The following is a 17,997-nucleotide window of genomic DNA, read 5'->3' as shown; positions in this document are numbered from 1 at the left end:
TCTTCCGATCTTCCGCGTCGAGCACGCGGTACTGGACGCCGTTCGGCAGGGTTTCAAGGAACTGCGGCACGGCGGTTCGGAGACCCCGCTCCGAGAAATCCGCGAAATCCTCTATGCGCTCTTTCTTGACCGCCTGGCCGTTGATAAAGAGCACGCCATCGCGCATCTGGATACGGTCGCCCGGCAGGCCGATCACCCGCTTGATATAGTCGATGCTGATGTCGGACGGCAGCTTGAATACGGCGACGTCGCCGCGCTTCGGGGTATCCGGCCACACGATGCGGCCGGGGAAGTCCAGGTTGCAGCACGACACGATCTCGTTGCCGAAGATGCCGAGGGAGAAATTGAAGGAATATCTCCCGTAACCGTAGGAAAGCTTCGACACAAACAGATAATCCCCCACTTTCAGCGTTGGGTACATGGACGCCGAGGGGATGTTGAAGGGCTGAAAGAGGAAGGTCCGGACCACGAAGGCGATGAGCAGCGCCTGGATGATGACCTTGACGGTTTCCCACAAACCGTCCTCTGACTTGCGCCGCGTGTCCTGTGCCGCCGCCATCTGGGGGTCTTTCATATGCAATTTGCCTGGAGCAGGTTTCGGTTCAGTGGAAACGAAACCTGCTCTATCTGTTTATTTAGCCGCATTTTCGACAGTCAACCGGTGTCCACTTGACCTGAAAATGCTTTGTCTGGCCGCATTTTCGACGGTCAACCGGTGTCCACTTGACCTGAAAATGCTTTAACCATCGAATGCCAAGCCTTCCAGACCCCGGCTATAAACCGTTTCCCGGAGAAGATGCAACGCAGCCGCACTCAAGCAGGTCTACTGTTGCCAAATAGTGACAGTAAGAGGGGGGTGAGCTTCAACTCCAGCCCGATCCAGCCCGCTCCAGCGCACTCCCGCCGCCGGGCGGGCGAAGGACAATGTCACGGTTTGGGCGCCGGATCCTGTTGAAAGCGGGTTCCGGCGGATTGCCGGGATCACGGGCGCATGGGTTGGGACGGCGGTCCTTCGGCGCTGTTAACCCGGCAGCGCCTCGATCATCACGAAGGCATGGGCATAGGGGAAGTCGTCGGTGATCGTGAGGTGGATGCGCACCGTGTGGCCGGGCGGCGTCAGCGAATCGAGCTGGGCCTTCGCCCCGCCCGTCAACACCATGGTGGGCTTGCCGGAGGGCTCGTTCACCACGCCCATGTCCTTCCAGAACACGCCCTTCCGGAAGCCCGTGCCCAGCGCCTTGGAGCAGGCCTCCTTGGCGGCGAAGCGCTTGGCGTAGGAGGCCGCGCGCTGGGCGCGTTTTTCGGATTTCCGGATTTCGACTTCCGTGAAGATGCGGTCGATGAAGCGCGGGCCGAAACGGGCGAGCGTTTCCTCGATCCGGCGGATATCGATCACGTCATTGCCGAGACCCAAGATCATTTGAGGCCGCGGCTCCCGGGCTTGACGGCGGGGATGGCGGCGAGTTCGGCGGGCAGCCGGTCCGCCGGATAGGCCGGTATGTCGAGCCGGGTCAGCGCCGCCAGCGGCACGCCGATGGCGGCCTTGCCGCCGGAGCGGTCGATGAGGCAGGCGGCGGCCACCGTGATGCCGCCCTCTTGCGTGATGCCCGCGATGCACTCGCGCGACGAGAGGCCGGTGGTGACGATGTCCTCCACCATGACGACGCGCGCCCCCTTCGCGATGCTGAAGCCGCGGCGCAGCATGAGCTTGCCGTCCACACGCTCGAAGAAGACCGCCGGCGCGCCGAGCTGGCGGCCCATCTCGTAACCCACCACGACGCCGCCCATGGCGGGCGAGGCGACAAGGTCGATGTGGCCCGGCGCCATGGCGCGCAGCTGTTCGGCCAGCGCCGCACAGAGCCTTGCGGCGCGCCGCGCGTCCATCAGCACGCGGGCGCATTGCAGGTAGCGGCCGGAGTGGAGGCCGGAGGAGAGGATGAAGTGCCCCTCCAGCAGCGCGCCGGCCGCGCGGAATTCGTCCAGAACCTCGTCCTGCGTCATTCGCCCCTATCCCGTCTTGCGGCTCACGTCGCTCACCGCGGGCTTGCCGCGCAATGACGTCATGATTTCGTTCAAATGCCTGAGGTCATGCACCTCAATCGTGATGTCGACGTCGTAGAAATCCCTGGCGCCCTCGCGCGCCACCATCTGAAGGGCATCGATGTTGCCGCCGAGGTCGCTGATCGACTGCGTCATCTGGGCGAGCGAGCCGACCTCGTTGAGGATGGTGACGGTGAGACGCGCCGGGAAACGCTGTTCCTCCGCGCCCGTGTCCCAGGCGAGGTCGACCCAGCGCTCCGGCTGGTTGTCGAACTGCTCCAGCGCCCTGGCGAAGATCGGGTAAATGGTGATGCCCTCGCCCGGCATGAGGATGCCGACGATGCGTTCGCCCGGCACCGCGCCCGTCTCGGGCGAAATCCTGAGCGCCGTGGTGCGGGCAACACCGCGCACCGGAACGGAGAGGTCGGGATCGGTCTTTTTCGCGGGCGGCCTGCGGCGCAGCTCCCTGAGCTTCGTGTCGTCGATGGTGTGGCCCATGGCCTTCAGCATGTCGATGGCGGAGAGCTCGCCGCGGCCGATGGCGGCCAACGCATCGTCGACATTCCTGAGGCCCACGCGGGCGATGGCGGCGGCCATCTCCTTCGGCACATAGGTCTTGCCGATTTTGGCCAGCATCTTCTGCACGATCTCATGGCCCAGCCCCGCGAACTGCTTGCGCGCCGCGGCGCGCGTGGCCCGCCGGATGGCGGCGCGCGCCTTGCCGGTGACGGCGAGACCCTCCCAGGCGGCGGGCGGCGTCTGGGCCTCCGAGCGGATGATCTCCACCTCGTCGCCGTTCCGCAGTTCGGTGACGAGCGGGGCGTGGCTGCCGTTCACCTTGGCGCCCACACAGCTGTCGCCGACCGACGTGTGAACGGCATAGGCGAAGTCGATGGGGGTCGCCCCCCTGGGCAGCGCGATGAGCTTGCCCTTGGGGGTGAAGCAGAAGACCTGGTCGTGGAACAGCTCGAGCTTGGTGTGCTCGAGGAATTCGCGCGGGGACTCGCCCTCCTGCAGCATCTCGACCAGGTGGCGCAGCCAGCGATAGGCGTTGCTCTCGGCGGCGGGCGCGCGGAAGCCGTCGAGCGCCTCCTTGGCGTCCGGCGCGTCCTTGTAGATGGCGTGGGCCGCAACGCCGCGCTCCGCGATCTCGTGCATCAGGCGCGTGCGGATCTGCATTTCGACGCGCATGTGGTGGGGGCCGATGACGGTCGTATGGATCGAGCGGTAGTCGTTCTGCTTCGGCGTCGAGATGTAGTCCTTGAAGCGGCCGGGCACGGCCCTGTAAGTGCGGTGGATGATGCCCAGCGCGCGGTAACACTGGTCCACCGTGCCGACGATCACGCGGAATCCGAAGATGTCGGAGAGCTGGCCCAGTGACAGAAGCTTGCGCTCCATCTTGCGGAAGATCGAGTAAGGCCGCTTCTCGCGGCCATGGACCTCGGCCTTGATGCCGTTTTCCACCAGCTTCTGGGTGAGTTCCTGTTCGATCGATTTCAGGATGCCGCCGGATTCGGCGTGGAGCTTGGCGAGGCGGTCGATGACGATCTTGCAGGCTTCGGGGTTCAGCACCTTGAAGGCGATGTCCTCAAGCTCGTCGCGCACCGCCTGCATGCCCATGCGGCCGGCGAGCGGGGCATAGATGTCCATCGTCTCCTGGGCGATCCGCAGGCGCTTCTCGGGTTTCACATGCTCCAGCGTGCGCATGTTGTGCAGCCGGTCGGCGAGTTTCACCAGCAGCACGCGCACGTCGCGCGACATGGCGAGCAGGAGCTTCCGCAGGTTCTCCGCCTGGGCGGCTTCCCTGGTGACGAGGTCAAGCTTGGCGATCTTGGTCAGGCCATCGACCAGCGAGGCAATCTCGGGGCCGAATTTTTCCTCGATTTCCGCTTGCGTCGCCTCGGTGTCCTCCACCGTATCGTGCAGCAGCGCCGCGGCGATGGTGGCCGAGTCGAGCTTCATCTCGGTGAGGATGGCCGCCACTTCCAGCGGGTGGTTGAAATAGGCTTCCCCCGAGGCCCGCGTCTGGTTGCCGTGGGCTCTCATCGCATAGACATAGGCGCGGTTGAGGAGGTCCTCGTCCGCATCCGGGTCATACCTGGTGACCCGCTCCACAAGCTCGTACTGGCGCATCATGATGGCGTGATCATAACGCGGTTTGACCGTTTGGCGAGTGCGGTATGGCGGCCATGCCGCTTTCGCGCACCGCGCATGAAGAAGGCCGGACCCCGGGGCCCGGCCTCTCAAATCCCGAAAATGCAAGAAATCTCAGTAGCCGTTGCGCTGGCTGCCGGGGCTTTCGGCCGGGGGCATGCCCTCAAGGCCGCGCAGCAGGTCTTCCTCGGTCATGCGCTCCATTTCGGGCGCATCCTCGTCGGCGGCGTCGTTGACCATGCTCATGTCGCCCGACTGCTGGATGAGCGGCACCTCGGTCTCTTCCGGCTCGTCCACTTCCACATGCTTCTGCATGGAGTGGATGTATTCCTCGCGCAGGTCCTCCGGCACGATGGTCTCATCCGCGATCTCGCGCAGGGCCACAACGGGGTTCTTGTCGTTGTCACGGTCAACGGTGATGGGGGAGCCCTGCGAAATCAGGCGGGCGCGATGGGCGGCCAGCAACACGAGTTCGAAGCGGTTGGAGAGCTTGTCGATGCAGTCTTCAACGGTGACGCGCGCCATGGGGCTCGTGCACTCCTTGTGAATGAACGGGGATTCGGGCCTCATAAGCGGGTTTTGCGGCCAAATCAAGCCCGCGCCTGACAGTGTGGAAGGAACCGCACCAATCGCGCTTGGGTTGCAGGCACGTGCCCCATTCCGTGGCCTTGAGGCGCCAGAGCTGCCGGATGAAAATCAGCGGCAGTTCAGTCTCCACCCGCGCCGGTGGCGCACTGAGGCCGTCCGGTGTAGACACCGGGCCCAACAGGCGGGCGTGGCGGAACGGTAGACGCAGCGGACTTAAAATCCGCTTTCCGTATGGAAGTGTGGGTTCGACTCCCACCGCCCGCACCAGGCTTCGCCCTTACGGGCTGCGCCTGGCGCGGCCAGGAGCGGGGCGCCGGGTCCGCCCTCTTCCTGGCGTTGCCAAAATGTGGCGGCGGCTGACAGATTCTCTCCTTATCGGGACCATGCTGGAGCCCTTTTTCCGGTGTTCCTTCATCTGCAATCGAGCAGGGAGCTGGAGCGGATGAGACTTGTGGATATTGTGATGCTCATGGGCGCTCATTGCGTGAGCCCGGTTGAGCAGGGCGCGATGATGACGCAAGCCACCAAGGTGCAGTGCGCCGTGATGATCGAGAAGGATACCGACCGCGGCACGCTGGTGGTGACGCCGCCGGACGCGGCGAGCGAGCCGCAGGTGGCGGCCGCCATGACGCGCTTCGCCCCCGCCGCCGGCCCTGCCGGCCCGCAGGACAGCGGCCCCACCAGGATCGTTCCGGCCTCGGCACCGGCCGGCGCGCCGGCGAGCGAAATCAAGCTGCCGCCGGCCGGGGCCCGGCCGGCGGCGCTGACGGCGCTTCCGGCCGACCAGCCGGATGGCGCAATGTCGCCACCCCCGGACACAAAGGCTGCGCCGGTTGCGGACACGACGGTTGCGACACTTGTGCCACCGCCGCCGAAGCGGCCGGCGGCGGCGGCCGGCACGCCGAAGCGGAACGTGCAGCCCGCCGCGGCCCGCAAGCCGGTTCAGTGCAAGAGCGGCACGGTTTCCAGATGGACCAGAACGGCTGACGGAAAGAGACTGTACCGCTGCGTGACGCCCGGCGGCGACAGCGCGTTGAGCCAGATTTACTGATCGCCGCAACATTGGGCGGAAGCAGTTCGGCCGTCGTTTCTGATGGGGAACGATGGTGCGGCCAAGAGGACTCGAACCTCCACGGTGTTACCCGCTAGCACCTCAAGCTAGTGCGTCTACCAATTCCGCCATGGCCGCACGCCACATCGTTTATGGCGCGCTGTCTAACAGGGCGGTCCCCATTAATCAACCCCTTTCGGGGCGCCTGCGCACAGCCCCGCATGGTGAATGCTTTGCTACTCCGGAGCGCTGCATTTGCGTGCCCGCCTGAACGCGATGTCAAAGGCTTGGCGTCTAGTTTCGCCATCATGAGCAGAGCGATGGGGAGCATGATGAGGAGGATGACCGGAGCGGTGCCGTTTGCCCTGCTGCTGGCCCTCACGGCGCCAGCCGGTGCGGCCACGGACAGCCCCGCAACGCGCGGCGACAGCGCCCAGGGCGCGGCGCCGACCTTTGGCCATACCCTGCCGCCCGTGGGCTTCGTGCGCTTCTGCGGCCGCCGGCCCGAAGCCTGCGCGGCGCGGCCGGCGGGCGCGGTGCGCCCCGTTCTCACCGCCCGGCAGTGGGAACTGGTGACCCGCGTCAACGACAATGTGAATGCCGTCGTGACGCCCGCCAGCGACGAGCAGATCTATGGCGAGCCCGAGCACTGGGACTATCCGGTCCGGCACGGCGACTGCGAGGACTATGCCCTGCTCAAGCAGCGCTACCTCGAGGCGCTGGGCCTGCCACGCTCGGCCCTGTTGCTGACCGTGGTGCTCGACGACAAGCAGGAGGGCCACGCCGTCCTGACCCTCGCCACCTCCGAAGGCGATTTCATCCTCGATAACCGGCGCGACGGCGTGCGGCGCTGGCAGGACAGCGACTACACGCTTCTGAAGCGCCAGTCGCAGGCCGACCCGCGCGAATGGGTGGCGCTGGCGCCAGACCCGTCGATGCGCGGCGGCACGGTGGCGGTGCGCGCCGCCCGGTAGAACACCAATCGAATACGCGCCCGGTCTTCGTCCCCACCCATTCCCAGACCGGGGCCGCGGGAGCCGGCACAGCCACACCCTGTGCCGGCTCCACCCATTTCCATCCTGCCCGACCGGCGGAGCAGCATGGATGAGACGCCGTGGGCGGAGCCCAGAGCAGAGTCCGGTTCAGTGGAACCGAAACCTGCTCTGTCGCTTTGTTTGATCACATTTCCGAGGGTCAACCGGTGGACACTTGACCTGAAAATGCTTTAACCGGCCTTGAGCTCCTTTGCGAAGCGCTGCCAGTTGTTCACATAGGTCTCGGCCGAGCGCCTGAGCCTGGCGATGGCGTCCTCGTTGAGTTGGCCCGCGATCTTGCCGGGCTGGCCCATGACAAGCGAATTGTCGGGGATATCCTTGCCCTCGGTGATCAGGGCATTGGCGCCGATGAGACAGTTGCGGCCGATCCTGGCGCGGTTGAGGATAACGGCGCCCATGCCGACAAGCGTGTTGTCGCCGATGGAGCAGCCATGCAGGATCGCCTTGTGGCCGATGGTGCAGCCCTTGCCAACCACCAGCGGCAGGCCGGGGTCGGTGTGCATCACCGCGCCATCCTGAACGTTGGAGTTCTCGCCGATTGCGATGAGCTCATTGTCGCCGCGGATCACCGCGCCGAACCATACGGAGGCGAAGCGCTCCAGCTTCACCTTGCCGATGACGGAGGCCGAGGGCGCAATCCAGTAGCTGCCCTCTTCCGGCAGGATCGGCGCGATGGCGCCCAGCGCATAGGCCGTCACGGTCAGTCCTCGAGATCGAAGTCGAGGATCGCCATGGAGAAATTATAGGAGAGCTCGCCATCCTCCTCGTCGCGGAAGATGACGCCGACGAACTCATCGCCGATGTAAACCTCCGCCGAATCGTCCTTCTGCGGGCGCTTCCTGACGCTGATCGCCGGCAGTTGGAACTTGGCGCGCAGGAATTTCGTCAGCTTGGCAATTTCATCGGGTTTCAAGGGCGGCCTCACAGCAAAGGAGAAGCCGCCCGAATAGCCCTATTCCGGCTGTGCCGCAACCTGCTCCACATTATGGTTCATGGCGCGGGCGGGCTCGGTGCAGCCGGCATAGCCGACGACCCTGGCGGGCACCCCCGCCACCGTGGTGTTGGCCGGCACGTCATGCAGCACCACCGAGCAGGCCGCGACGCGCGAGCAATGCCCGATCTCGATGTTGCCGAGGATTTTGGCGCCGGCGCCGACGAGAACGCCGTAGCGGATCTTGGGGTGGCGGTCGCCCGCCTCCTTGCCGGTGCCGCCCAGCGTGACGCCCTGCATGATCGAGACATTGTCCTCGATGAGGCAGGTTTCGCCGATGACGATGTCGTGGCCGTGATCGACCATGATGCCCTTGCCGATGCGCGCCGCGGGGTGAATGTCGATGGAGGTCAACACCGACAGGCGGCTTTGCAGGTAATAGGCGAAGTCCTTGCGGCCGAGGCTCCACAGCGCATGCGCCATGCGGTGCGTCTGCACGGCCTGGCAGCCCTTGAAGTAGAGCAAGGGATCGATATAGCGGTGGCAGGCCGGATCGCGGTCGAAGGTGGCGATGATGTCGGCGCGCGCCGCATGGCCGATTTCGGGCTGGGCCCCGATGGCGTCACGGAACGCGTGGACGATCAGGTCCGCTCCGATATCGGCATTGCCAAGCCGCTGGGCAAGGCGGTGGGCCAGCGCCTCCTCGAATGTATCGTGGTTGAGCACCAGCGAGAAGATGAAGCCGCCGAGGGCCGGTTCCTTGCGGGCGATCTCCTCGGCCTCGTCACGGATGCGGCTCCAGACGGGGTCGAACTTCTCCACGGACTGGGTCTTGGCGGCCTGACGCATCTTCCGAACTCCTCAACTCAAGGAATGACCATAGCGCAGCGGCAGGCATATGGGTATCCTTTGAACGCAGTGTGAAGGGGCGGGCGTTTGAAGGGGCGGGTCTTGCTCAACCGCCTCGGGCGGCGCACCAGAGCATGATCCGCAAAAGTGGAACAGCTTTTGCGACAAGACCATGCTCAAGCTTTTGATCTGGCGCATGTTCCGTCCAGGCGAATCCGCCTAAACGGAACATGCGCCACGAATGAAAGGCCACGCCGTCGGCGTGAACTGCCAATGAGCGACAGCCCCACCCTTATCCAGCAGGCCTATCTGCCTGCCGCAGCGCTGCTTGAGCAGTTGGGATGCTCGCCAGACGGCCTCAGCGCGGCTGAGGCCGCCGGACGGCTCGCCGCATATGGCCCCAACCGCATTGCCCAGCAAGCGCAGTCCGGCATGCTACAGGAACTCTATGGGCGGCTGAAGAACCCGCTCAACGGCCTGCTGCTGGTGCTGGCCGGGGTGTCCTGGGCGAGCGGTGACCGGCGCGCCGCCATCGTCATATTCGTCATGGTCGTGCTCAGCGTTGGGCTCGCCTTCCTGCAGGAGCACCGGTCCGGCAAGGCTGCGGAAAAGCTGCGCGCCATGTTCCGCACCCGCGCGGCGGTGCTGCGCCGTGGCGGCGGCTGGACGGAGACCGGCATCGAAGACCTCGTTCCGGGCGATATCGTGAAGCTGGCGGCAGGCGACCTGATCCCCGCCGACCTGCGCATCCTCAGCGCCAGGACCTTGCATGTGAACCAGTCGGCGCTGACGGGCGAATCCTTGCCCGTCGACAAGTCCGACGCCGTGCCGGACAGCGCCGCGCGGGAGCCCCTGGCGCTCTCCAACATCTGCTTCATGGGATCGAGCGTGATCAGCGGGGCTGCCACCGGCCTGGTTCTGCGCACGGGACGGAACACATTCTTCGGCGGCATTGCCGACCGGACCACCGCCAACCCGCCGCAGCAGACGAGCTTTGACCGCGGCATTGCGGGCTTCACCCGCCTGATGATCGCCTTCATCGCGGTGATGGTGCCGCTGGTCTTCCTCATCAACGGCCTCACCAAGGGCAGTTGGATCGAGGCGCTGCTCTTCGCGCTGGCCGTGGCGGTGGGGCTGACGCCGGAGATGCTGCCGATGATCGTGACGGTGAACCTCGCCAAGGGCGCCATGGCCATGGCGCAAAAGCGCGCCATCGTAAAGCGCCTGAGTTCAATCCAGAATTTTGGCGCCATGGATGTGCTGTGCACCGACAAGACCGGCACCCTCACCCAGAACAAGGTGATCCTGCAGTATCACCTCGACTTCGAGGGCGAGGAGAACGACCGCGTTCTCGAATATGCTTATCTCAACAGCTACCACCAGTCGGGCCTGCAGAATCTGATGGACGAGGCGATCCTTTCGCACGCGCGCAGGCCTGAGCATGTGGGCCATATCGCCGCCTTCACCAAGGTGGACGAAATCCCCTTCGACTTCGAACGCCGCCGCATGTCCGTCATCCTCAGCACGCCTGAAGGGGGGCTGCTGATGATCACCAAGGGCGCGGTGGAGGAAGTGCTGGCGGTGTGCGACAGCTACCGCATCGGTGAGGAGACGGGAAAGCTCGACCCGCGCCACCTTGCGGACGCCCGGCGCGAAATGGCGAAGCTCAACAGCGAGGGTTTCCGCGTGCTGGCCATCGCCTGCAGGCAACTGACCGCTCCGCTGCCCGTCTATGACGAGACGGCGGAAACCGGCCTGACCCTGCTGGGCTATGCCGCCTTCCTCGATCCGCCGAAGGACACCGCGGCCGATGCCATCGCGCAGCTCAAGGCTTCGGGTGTCGCGGTCAAGATCCTCACCGGCGACAATGACCTCGTCACCCGTGCGGTGTGCAAGCAGGTGGGGGTTGATGCCGACGACATCCTGCTGGGGCGCGACATTGCAGCTCTGTCACCGGAAGCGCTCGGCGCAGCGGTGGAGAAATGCGCGGTCTTCGCCAAGCTGGCCCCCGAGCAGAAATCCGCCGTCATCGACGCTCTGCGCAGCCGCGGGCATGTGGTGGGCTTCCTCGGCGACGGCATCAATGACGGCCCGGCGCTCAAGTCAGCGGACGTCGGCATCTCGGTCGACACCGCCGTCGACATCGCCAAGGAGTCGGCCGACATCATTCTGCTGGAGAAGAGCCTCACCGTGCTGTGCGACGGCGCGATTGAGGGCCGCAAGGTGTTCGGCAACATCGTCAAATATATCAAGATGGGGGCCAGTTCGAACTTCGGCAACATGTTCAGCGTGCTCGGCGCAAGCCTGTTCCTGCCCTTCCTGCCCATGCTGCCGATTCAGGTTCTGGCCAATAACCTGCTCTATGATATCTCGCAGACGGCGATCCCCAGCGACAACATCGACCCCGAATACCTGAAGGCGCCGCGGCGCTGGGACCTGAGCAACCTAACGCGCTTCGTGCTGATGATCGGGCCGATCAGCTCGATCTTCGACTATGCCACGTTCTTCGTCATGCTGTGGGTGTTCAACGCGTGGAACGCGCCGGGGCTTTTCCAGGCGGGCTGGTTCGTCGAATCGATCGTCACCCAGACGCTGATCATCCACATCATCCGCACCGCGAAGATCCCCTTTTTCGAGAGCCGGGCCAGCGCGCAGCTGAGCCTCGCCACTTTGGCCATCACCTGCACCGGCGCGGCGATCCCCTATACAGCACTCGGCCGCACGCTGGGCTTCCTGCCGCTGCCGGCGCTTTACTGGCCGATCCTGATCGGGCTTGGACTGGGCTATGCGGTGCTGACCCAGTTGGTGAAGAGCTGGTTCGTGCGCCGCTACGGGATGTAGGCCTGGCGCATGATCCGCAAAAGTGGAACCGCCTTTGCGACACGATCATGCTCAAGCTTTTGATCTGGCGCATGCTGCGGCCAGGCGGTTCCGCCGGAACGGACCATGCGCTACGCCAGAAAGGCCAGCACCGCTTCCTTGAAGCCGCGGTCGCCCACCGCGTTCATGTGGTTGCGGTTGGGGAGTGTCACACCCTTCGCGCCGGGGATGGCCCTGACCAGCGTCCCGACGTCGCCTGCCACATCGTCATCAGCGCCGGCCACAACCAGCACGGGCACGCGGATTACCGCCAGTTCCTCGATTGCGATCTTGTCGCGCGCGGAGCGGATGCAGGCGGCGAGCGCCCTGAGGTCGCTCCCCGTCTGCTCGGCAAAGATGCGGAAGGCCCTCGCGCGGGTGTCCGAAACGCTGTTGCGCGAGGGGGCTTCCAGCGCCAGCGCAATGGCCTCCGCCCCGCCCACCCCGGTGATCATGCGGGACGCGAGCCCGGCGAAGACGGCGCGCCGCACGCGCTGTGGGTGGGCGATGGTGAGGAAGGCCGAGACGCGCGCGCCCATCGAATAGCCCATCACGTCCGCCTGCGCGATGCCCAGATGGTCGAGCAGGCGGCGCGCGTCTTCCGCCATCTGCGCGGCGGTATAGAGCGCGCTGTCGTAGAGCTTCCCGCTCTCCCCATGGCCGCGGTGATCGAAGCTGATGACGCGGCGGCCGGCCTCGGTGAGCGTCCGCACCCAGGAGGTGTCCCGCCAGTTGACGCGGGCATTGGAGGCAAAGCCGTGGACGAGGAGGATGGGCGGGCCTGCGCCGGCCTCATCGTAGACGATCTCCACACCGCCCGAATTGAATTTGTGCATCCCCGCGAACATATGCTAACCGGCCCTCGAAACAAGCATGTCGAGGATCATGATGGCTGCGGGCGCCACCCCACATTTCCAGAACGAGCAGGGCCTCGCCGTCATCGAGATCGGGGCCAGGGAATTCATGTGCATCGGGGCGCTGCCGCCCTTCGACCATCCGCATGTGTTCATCGACATGGGCGCTGAGTCCGAGGCCATCTGCCCCTATTGCTCAACCCTCTACAGGCACAACCCGCGGCTCGCGCCAACCGGGTCGCTTCCCCCCAATGCCCACTGGCGCGACCAGGCTGCGTGAGCGGCTGACCATCCGCGATTACCGCGACGGGGACGAAGCGGCCGTCCTCGCCGTGTTGCGTGATCTGCAGGCCCACGAACTCCAGATTTACGACCGCGCCCGCCCGCCGGAAACGATGGGAAACTGGTACATCGACCTTCTGAAGCAGGCGGCGGCGGATGGTCGGGGCCGCATCCTCGTGGCCGAGGGGGAGGACGGCGTGCTGGGTTATGCCGCGATGCTCACCCGCGTCTCCGCCGAGCATGAACGCGACGAGATCCCCTATACCTATGCCTATGTCGACGATCTGGGGGTGCGGGCCGCCGCCCGCAGCCGTGGAGTGGGTGCCGCCCTGCTCGACGCCTGCGAGACAATTGCGCGCGAGGCCGGGCAGGGCTGGATCAGGCTCGGCGTATTGGCCGGCAATCAACGCGCCCGCAGCTTCTACGGGCGGCAGGGTTATGGCGAAATGCTGCTGACGCTGGAAAAGAAACTCTGATGCCGCAGAGCCTTTCGCTTGCGCAGGCCCGCCGCGTGGCGCTCGCCGCGCAGGGCTTTTCCGTCCCCGACCGCACGAAAAAGGTGACATGGGCCCTTATGGCCCCGATGATCAGGCGGCTGAACCTGCTACAGATCGACAGCGTCAACGTCGTTGCCCGCTCGCATTACCTGCCGCTCTATTCCCGCCTCGGCGCCTATGCGCGGGCGACCCTTGACGAGCGCGCCTTCGGTCAGAAGAAGCGCGCCCTGTTCGAATGCTGGGCGCATGAGGCGAGCCTGCTGCCCATGGAGCTTCACCCCCTCATGCGCTGGCGCATGGCGAGGGCCCGGGCAGGCCAGGGCGCCTACAAATCGATGGACCAGTTCGGGCGGGAAGAACGCAGCTACCTGAAACAGGTGCTGGACTTCGTCACCCGCCATGGCCCCACCTCCGCCAGCGAGGTACCGGGCGGCGGCAAGGCGGAGGGCGGCTGGTGGGGCTGGTCGAAGGGCAAGCTGGCGCTCGAGACGCTGTTCGACCAGGGCCTCGTCACCACCGCAACGCGCGACGGCTTCGAGCGGCTCTATGACATCCCTGAGCGGGTGATCCCGCCTGGCGTGCTGGCTCTGCCTTCTCCCCCCGAGGCGGATGCGATCCGCCAGCTTGTCGACCTTTCCGCCCAGGCGCTGGGTGTGGCCACCGTGACCGACCTCCGCGACTATTTCCGCCTGCCCATTCCGGAAACCAGGCGGGCCATCGCCGAACTGGTGGAAGACGGCGGGCTGCTGCCCGTGACGGTCGAAGGCTGGAAGCCTCAAGCCTACCTCCACCGCGCTGCCAGACTGCCGCGCAAGGCCGGCGGCACCGCCCTGCTCTCGCCCTTCGACCCCGTGGTCTGGGAACGCTCACGGGCCGAACGGCTCTTCAAGTTCCGCTATAGGATAGAGATCTATACGCCCGCACAGAAAAGACAATTCGGATATTATGTCCTGCCCTTCCTGCACCGGGACCGGATCGTTGGGCGGGTCTGCCTCAAGGCCGACCGGCAGGCTGGCGTGCTCCGCGCCAATGCCAGCCACCATGAGGCCGATGCCGACCCGGCGGAGACGGCGGCGGCACTGGCGGGGGAACTGCGGCTGATGGCGGGCTGGCTGGGGCTTGGCGATGTTGCGGCAGGCGCCAGCGGAAACCTTGCCCGCGCATTGCGCCGGGACCTGAAGCTCTGAACCTCACCCCCGGGCGTCCTTTCCGAACGCGGCGAAAAGGATGCGCGGATCACGTCCGCGCAAGGTGAAATCAAGTTCAGAGAAGTTTCGGTTCAGTGGAATCGAAACCTGCTCTGTCTCTTTGTCTGGCCTCATTTTCGACGGTCAACCGGCGTCCACCTGACCGGAAAACGCTCTAAACCAACAGGTCCCGCCGCCGGTTCACGTAATCCTCCACCGCCCCCACGAGGCGGGCGCAATCGGCATCCGTCACCATCAGCGACAGGGCCATGAAACCGCGCTCGGCGATGTAGAAGCCTTGTTCGAGCAGGTCGAGGAAGAGGAGCTGGCGCAGCCGCTTGTCGGTATGCTCGATGTCATGCGGGGACCGGATGTCGCCCGCCGCCGGGTGAATGGCGATCATCGAGCCCTGCCCCGTGGCCTTCATCTTCACCTGATAGGACAGGAAGAGGTCGTTGAGCATCTCCCGCAGCCGGTCGCCGCGGGCATTGAGCTCTTCGCAGGCCTCGGGCGTGTAGACATCCGCCATCGCCACGTGGCCGACATTCATGGTGAGCGTGTTGTTGTTGAAGGTGCCGGCATGGGGCAGCGCGGCGGGACTTGCGGGATCGAACAGCGCCATGATGTCCGCCCTGCCCCCAAACGCGCCGAAGCTCATGCCGCCGCCCACATATTTGCCGAGCGTCTTGAGGTCCGGCTCGATGCCGAGTTTGGCGGAGAGGCCGCCGGGGTGGAGGCGCGAGGTCATCACCTCGTCGAAGATCAGCACAATGCCGCGCATGTGCGTTTCCCCGCGCAGCATGGCGAGGAAGTCCCTGCCGGCCGGGATGCAGCCACCGCCGCCAAGCATGGGTTCGAGGATCACGGCGGCAAGGTCACCGGCGTTCCCGGCGATACGCCCAAGCGTCGTCCCGGCGTCGTTGAATTCGCCCATCACGCAGTCGAAGGGCGCATTCACCGGCGATGCGCCGTGAGAGAAATAGAGCGTGCCGCCGTGATAGCCGCCGGACATGGGCATGATCTTGCTCCTGCCCGTGAAGCAGCGCGCCGCGGCGAGCGCCATCATGTTGGCCTCCGTGCCGGAATTGGTGAAGCGCACGAGGTCCATGTTGAAACGCCGCGTCACCAGCTGGGCGAGCTTCACCTCCCCCTCGTGATGCGCGCCATAGTTCAGGCCCTTGTCAAGGGCCGCGCGCGCCGCGTCCAGAATGCGCGGATGCGAGTGGCCATAGATGCCGGCCGAATACTCGCCGAGGAGGTCGAGATAGCTGTGGCCGTCGATGTCGGTGATGGTGGACCCCGAAGCCCGCTCCACCCGCAGCGGAAAGGGCGCGGTGAACAGCACGGTGCGGGTGTTGCCGCCGGGCATCACCTGCGCCGCGCGCTCATGCATCGCCCTGGTCTTCGGGCGTTTGGCCGCAAAGGCCGCCTTTGCCTCCTCCAGCGCGGCTTCGACCTCCGCCATGTCAAGCCGTCGCCTTGTCGCCAATGGGGGGAGCGAAGGTGAGGTGCATGTCCCAGGGCAGATAGATCCAGGTATCCTGACTCACTTCGGTGATGAAGGTGTCGACCAGCGGCCGGCCCGCGGGTTTGGCATAGACGGTGGCGAAATGCGCGTTGGGCAGCATCCCGCGGACGACGCGCGCGGTGGCCCCGGTGTCGGCGAGGTCGTCGACGATCAGCACGCCCTTGCCGCCGTCCTTCCCGGCGATCGCATCCGAGATCGGCTTCAGCACCTGGATCTCGCCCTGCCTGTCATATTCATAGGAGGCGACAGAGACCGACTCGATCGCCCTTATGCCAAGCTCCCGCGCCACCACCGCCGCGGGCACGAGGCCGCCGCGCGTCACGGCCACCACGGCATGGAAGGGGCCAGCCGCCGACAGCCGCCACGCCAGCGCCCGCGCATCGCGGTGGAACTGGTCCCACGACACGGGGAAACTCTTCTGCCACTTCTCGTCCATCGGCCCTGCCCTCATGCGTTGTTCCGGTTTATGCGCCTTGCAGCCGGGCGGCGCAACGCCTCACGCCCAGCCGCGCGCCTTGCCTTCCGCCGTCAGCGCCTGGGCCATGCGGCAGACCGCCTGATAGGCCTCCTCAAGGGCCTGCAAATCGCGCGAGCGCAGCACCAGATTGGTGGCGAAACCGTCAGGCGCCTGGAACGGGTAGGAGCCGATCACCACATTGGGGTAGAGCCGCTGGATCTGGCCCAGAGGCTGCGCCGCATCGCCCTCGCCGCCGCGGAACTCGACATTGCGCGACTGCATGGGAATGCCGCGGGTCAGCCGGGTGGCCACATCCTCCATCATGGCATTCATGATCTTCGGGACACCGGCCATCACGAAGACGTTCCCCATCTGGAAGCCGGGGGCCCTGGCCACGGCGTCCGCCGTGATGTCGTCATGGGTGGGGCCGATCCCCCCGGTTGTGAACACATAGCTGTAGCGGGTCCGCAGCGCATTCAGCGCCGCCACGATCTCCTCCTCAACGTCCGGGACGAGGCGGGCCTCCTTGAGGTCAATGCCCAGTGCCGTCATATAATCCGCGATGAAGCCGAGGTTCTTGTCCTTGGTGCGGCCGGAGAGGATTTCGTCGCCGATCAGGAGGACGGCGGCAGTGGGTGGTGCGCTGGTCATTCATTGCCCCTGTTCAGTCCTGCAGTGCCAGCGGGAGGCACGGCCTGTCAATCGGGCAGGCTTCAGCCTGGCGGAAGGTCCGCAAGCTGATTATGTCACGTCCGTTGGCGAAATGCGGCTGTTGCGGCGGCCCCCGATCCTGTAAACTGCCTAAAAAATGACTGTTCATGCCCGCCGGGGCCGGATTTATCGCGAATGACCCACGCCGCAGACGAAGCCCCCTCCCACCCCACCAGCATCAAGCTCCACGGCCCCGCGGATTTCGAGGCCATGCGCAAGGCCGGGCGGCTGACGGCGGAGGCGCTTGACCTGCTGGCGCCGCTGGTGAAGCCCGGCGTCACCACCGAAGAGCTGGACCGGGTGATCGTGGAATTCGCGAGGGACCATAATGCCATTCCCGCCCCCTACAATTACCGGGGCTATCCCAAATCGATCTGCACCTCGATCAACCATGTGGTCTGCCACGGCATCCCCAATGACAAGCCGCTGCGCGAGGGCGATATCGTCAACATCGACGTGACCCTGATCGTCGACGGCTGGCATGGCGATTCCTCGCGCATGTACACGGTGGGCGAGGTGAACCGCAAGGCCGAGCGCCTGGTCGAGGTCACCTATGAGAGCCTGATGCGCGGCATCGCCATGGTGAAGCCCGGCGCCCATCTGGGCGACATCGGCCATGCCATCCAGAGCTATGCCGAGGCTGAGCGCTGCTCGGTGGTGCGCGATTTCTGCGGCCATGGCCTGGGCCGCAGCTTCCACGACCACCCCAACGTTCTGCATTATGGCCGCATGGGCGAAGGCGTGGAGCTGAAGCCCGGCATGTTCTTCACGATCGAGCCGATGATCAATCTGGGCCGCCCGCATGTAAAGATCCTCGGCGACGGCTGGACGGCGGTGACGCGGGACCGCTCGCTGTCCGCTCAGTTCGAGCACACGGTGGCCGTCACCGGGACGGGGGTGGAGATATTCACCCTCTCGCCCAAGGGCCTCGACCACCCGCCCTATAAGGTCTGA

Annotated in this window: 19 protein-coding genes and 2 tRNA genes; 8 read left to right on the top strand and 13 right to left on the bottom strand. The window is 65.5% G+C overall.

The annotated features are described in order from the left end of the window. From lepB to rpoZ, 5 genes are all read right to left on the bottom strand, one after another. A partial coding sequence (gene lepB / locus IOC69_RS06080) for a signal peptidase I (protein ID WP_290542647.1) occupies positions 1 to 574 on the bottom strand: 574 nt, incomplete at its 3' end. A 447-nt stretch (positions 575 to 1,021) separates the two neighbouring features. Next, entirely contained in the window at positions 1,022 to 1,420 is a 399-nt protein-coding gene (acpS, locus tag IOC69_RS06075; protein ID WP_290542646.1) for a holo-ACP synthase, read from the bottom strand. Beyond that, entirely contained in the window at positions 1,417 to 2,001 is a 585-nt protein-coding gene (pyrE, locus tag IOC69_RS06070) for an orotate phosphoribosyltransferase (RefSeq protein WP_290542645.1), read from the bottom strand. Before pyrE ends, acpS begins: the two co-directional genes overlap by 4 nt. A gap of 6 nt (positions 2,002 to 2,007) precedes the next feature. Further along, positions 2,008 to 4,176 (bottom strand): bifunctional (p)ppGpp synthetase/guanosine-3',5'-bis(diphosphate) 3'-pyrophosphohydrolase, encoded by a 2,169-nt coding sequence (locus IOC69_RS06065; RefSeq protein WP_290542644.1) that lies wholly within the window; start codon positions 4,174 to 4,176, stop codon positions 2,008 to 2,010. Positions 4,177 to 4,308: 132 nt separating this feature from the next. Then, on the bottom strand, positions 4,309 to 4,719 hold the full coding sequence (rpoZ, locus tag IOC69_RS06060; RefSeq protein ID WP_290542643.1) for a DNA-directed RNA polymerase subunit omega: 411 nt from the start codon (positions 4,717 to 4,719) through the stop codon (positions 4,309 to 4,311). A 244-nt stretch (positions 4,720 to 4,963) separates the two neighbouring features. Between rpoZ and IOC69_RS06055 the strand changes: the two genes are divergently transcribed. Both IOC69_RS06055 and IOC69_RS06050 read left to right on the top strand, forming a co-directional pair. Continuing rightward, positions 4,964 to 5,049 (top strand) — tRNA-Leu (locus tag IOC69_RS06055). A 196-nt stretch (positions 5,050 to 5,245) separates the two neighbouring features. After that, positions 5,246 to 5,833 (top strand): hypothetical protein, encoded by a 588-nt coding sequence (locus IOC69_RS06050; protein WP_290542642.1) that lies wholly within the window; start codon positions 5,246 to 5,248, stop codon positions 5,831 to 5,833. A 53-nt stretch (positions 5,834 to 5,886) separates the two neighbouring features. Here IOC69_RS06050 and IOC69_RS06045 read toward each other — a convergent pair. Further along, positions 5,887 to 5,971, bottom strand: a tRNA-Leu gene (locus tag IOC69_RS06045). Between the two features lie 203 nt (positions 5,972 to 6,174). On the opposite strand from IOC69_RS06045, the gene IOC69_RS06040 reads away from it, so the two are divergent. Continuing rightward, positions 6,175 to 6,807: a transglutaminase-like cysteine peptidase gene (locus tag IOC69_RS06040; protein WP_290542641.1), complete on the top strand. Its 633-nt coding sequence runs from the start codon at positions 6,175 to 6,177 to the stop codon at positions 6,805 to 6,807. Positions 6,808 to 7,058: 251 nt separating this feature from the next. On the opposite strand, the gene IOC69_RS06035 is transcribed toward IOC69_RS06040, so the two are convergent. Genes IOC69_RS06035 through cysE form a run of 3 tightly spaced genes read right to left on the bottom strand, consistent with a single transcriptional unit; the run spans position 7,059 to position 8,668 of the window. After that, positions 7,059 to 7,586, bottom strand: a complete 528-nt coding sequence (locus IOC69_RS06035) for a gamma carbonic anhydrase family protein (protein ID WP_290542640.1) — start codon at positions 7,584 to 7,586, stop codon at positions 7,059 to 7,061. A gap of 2 nt (positions 7,587 to 7,588) precedes the next feature. After that, entirely contained in the window at positions 7,589 to 7,801 is a 213-nt protein-coding gene (locus IOC69_RS06030) for a DUF3126 family protein (RefSeq protein WP_290542639.1), read from the bottom strand. Positions 7,802 to 7,840: 39 nt separating this feature from the next. Then, complete coding sequence (cysE, locus tag IOC69_RS06025) at positions 7,841 to 8,668, bottom strand: serine O-acetyltransferase (RefSeq protein ID WP_290542638.1); 828 nt, start codon at positions 8,666 to 8,668, stop codon at positions 7,841 to 7,843. A 273-nt stretch (positions 8,669 to 8,941) separates the two neighbouring features. On the opposite strand from cysE, the gene mgtA reads away from it, so the two are divergent. Continuing rightward, complete coding sequence (gene mgtA / locus IOC69_RS06020; protein WP_290542637.1) at positions 8,942 to 11,509, top strand: magnesium-translocating P-type ATPase; 2,568 nt, start codon at positions 8,942 to 8,944, stop codon at positions 11,507 to 11,509. Between the two features lie 110 nt (positions 11,510 to 11,619). Here the strand turns inward: mgtA and IOC69_RS06015 are convergent, their stop codons facing one another. Beyond that, entirely contained in the window at positions 11,620 to 12,363 is a 744-nt protein-coding gene (locus tag IOC69_RS06015) for an alpha/beta fold hydrolase (RefSeq protein WP_290542636.1), read from the bottom strand. A gap of 52 nt (positions 12,364 to 12,415) precedes the next feature. Between IOC69_RS06015 and IOC69_RS06010 the strand changes: the two genes are divergently transcribed. From IOC69_RS06010 to IOC69_RS06000, 3 genes are read left to right on the top strand one after another with little or no spacing between them, the layout of a single operon-like run. Then, a complete protein-coding gene (locus tag IOC69_RS06010) occupies positions 12,416 to 12,661 on the top strand; it encodes a zinc-finger domain-containing protein (protein WP_290542648.1) in 246 nt (81 codons plus the stop codon). After that, the gene (locus IOC69_RS06005; RefSeq protein ID WP_290542635.1) at positions 12,633 to 13,139 is read left to right on the top strand and encodes a GNAT family N-acetyltransferase; all 507 of its coding nucleotides are present in this window, start codon (positions 12,633 to 12,635) and stop codon (positions 13,137 to 13,139) included. The genes IOC69_RS06010 and IOC69_RS06005 overlap by 29 nt, the downstream gene beginning before the upstream one ends. Beyond that, a complete protein-coding gene (locus tag IOC69_RS06000) occupies positions 13,139 to 14,347 on the top strand; it encodes a crosslink repair DNA glycosylase YcaQ family protein (RefSeq protein ID WP_290542634.1) in 1,209 nt (402 codons plus the stop codon). Before IOC69_RS06005 ends, IOC69_RS06000 begins: the two co-directional genes overlap by 1 nt. Positions 14,348 to 14,522: 175 nt before the next feature. Here the strand turns inward: IOC69_RS06000 and IOC69_RS05995 are convergent, their stop codons facing one another. The 3 genes from IOC69_RS05995 to IOC69_RS05985 are packed head-to-tail and all read right to left on the bottom strand — an operon-like array spanning position 14,523 to position 16,983. After that, entirely contained in the window at positions 14,523 to 15,812 is a 1,290-nt protein-coding gene (locus IOC69_RS05995) for an aminotransferase class III-fold pyridoxal phosphate-dependent enzyme (RefSeq protein ID WP_290542633.1), read from the bottom strand. Position 15,813: 1 nt separating this feature from the next. Then, entirely contained in the window at positions 15,814 to 16,326 is a 513-nt protein-coding gene (gpt, locus tag IOC69_RS05990) for a xanthine phosphoribosyltransferase (RefSeq protein WP_290542632.1), read from the bottom strand. Positions 16,327 to 16,371: 45 nt separating this feature from the next. Further along, positions 16,372 to 16,983: a molybdopterin-binding protein gene (locus IOC69_RS05985; RefSeq protein WP_290542631.1), complete on the bottom strand. Its 612-nt coding sequence runs from the start codon at positions 16,981 to 16,983 to the stop codon at positions 16,372 to 16,374. A 195-nt stretch (positions 16,984 to 17,178) separates the two neighbouring features. Here IOC69_RS05985 and map point away from each other — a divergent pair, with 195 nt between their 5' ends. Beyond that, complete coding sequence (gene map, locus IOC69_RS05980) at positions 17,179 to 17,997, top strand: type I methionyl aminopeptidase (RefSeq protein WP_290542630.1); 819 nt, start codon at positions 17,179 to 17,181, stop codon at positions 17,995 to 17,997.

This window comes from Aestuariivirga sp., assembly GCF_020252405.1.
In the GTDB taxonomy this organism is placed as follows: Bacteria; Pseudomonadota; Alphaproteobacteria; order Rhizobiales; family Aestuariivirgaceae; genus Aestuariivirga.
Note: the sequence above shows the minus strand (reverse complement) of the source record. Positions and strands in the feature narration are given on the sequence as shown.

Excerpts from the sequence above, each read along its gene's own strand:
- acpS (WP_290542646.1), bottom strand. The coding sequence starts at position 1,420 with ATGATCTTGGGTCTCGGCAATGACGTGATCGATATCCGCCGGATCGAG.
- pyrE (WP_290542645.1), bottom strand. The coding sequence starts at position 2,001 with ATGACGCAGGACGAGGTTCTGGACGAATTCCGCGCGGCCGGCGCGCTG.
- IOC69_RS06065 (WP_290542644.1), bottom strand. The coding sequence starts at position 4,176 with ATGATGCGCCAGTACGAGCTTGTGGAGCGGGTCACCAGGTATGACCCG.
- rpoZ (WP_290542643.1), bottom strand. The coding sequence starts at position 4,719 with ATGGCGCGCGTCACCGTTGAAGACTGCATCGACAAGCTCTCCAACCGC.
- IOC69_RS06050 (WP_290542642.1), top strand. The coding sequence starts at position 5,246 with ATGCTCATGGGCGCTCATTGCGTGAGCCCGGTTGAGCAGGGCGCGATG.
- IOC69_RS06040 (WP_290542641.1), top strand. The coding sequence starts at position 6,175 with ATGACCGGAGCGGTGCCGTTTGCCCTGCTGCTGGCCCTCACGGCGCCA.
- cysE (WP_290542638.1), bottom strand. The coding sequence starts at position 8,668 with ATGCGTCAGGCCGCCAAGACCCAGTCCGTGGAGAAGTTCGACCCCGTC.
- mgtA (WP_290542637.1), top strand. The coding sequence starts at position 8,942 with ATGAGCGACAGCCCCACCCTTATCCAGCAGGCCTATCTGCCTGCCGCA.
- IOC69_RS06015 (WP_290542636.1), bottom strand. The coding sequence starts at position 12,363 with ATGCACAAATTCAATTCGGGCGGTGTGGAGATCGTCTACGATGAGGCC.
- IOC69_RS06010 (WP_290542648.1), top strand. The coding sequence starts at position 12,416 with ATGGCTGCGGGCGCCACCCCACATTTCCAGAACGAGCAGGGCCTCGCC.
- IOC69_RS06005 (WP_290542635.1), top strand. The coding sequence starts at position 12,633 with ATGCCCACTGGCGCGACCAGGCTGCGTGAGCGGCTGACCATCCGCGAT.
- IOC69_RS06000 (WP_290542634.1), top strand. The coding sequence starts at position 13,139 with ATGCCGCAGAGCCTTTCGCTTGCGCAGGCCCGCCGCGTGGCGCTCGCC.
- IOC69_RS05995 (WP_290542633.1), bottom strand. The coding sequence starts at position 15,812 with ATGGCGGAGGTCGAAGCCGCGCTGGAGGAGGCAAAGGCGGCCTTTGCG.
- gpt (WP_290542632.1), bottom strand. The coding sequence starts at position 16,326 with ATGAGGGCAGGGCCGATGGACGAGAAGTGGCAGAAGAGTTTCCCCGTG.
- IOC69_RS05985 (WP_290542631.1), bottom strand. The coding sequence starts at position 16,983 with ATGACCAGCGCACCACCCACTGCCGCCGTCCTCCTGATCGGCGACGAA.
- map (WP_290542630.1), top strand. The coding sequence starts at position 17,179 with ATGACCCACGCCGCAGACGAAGCCCCCTCCCACCCCACCAGCATCAAG.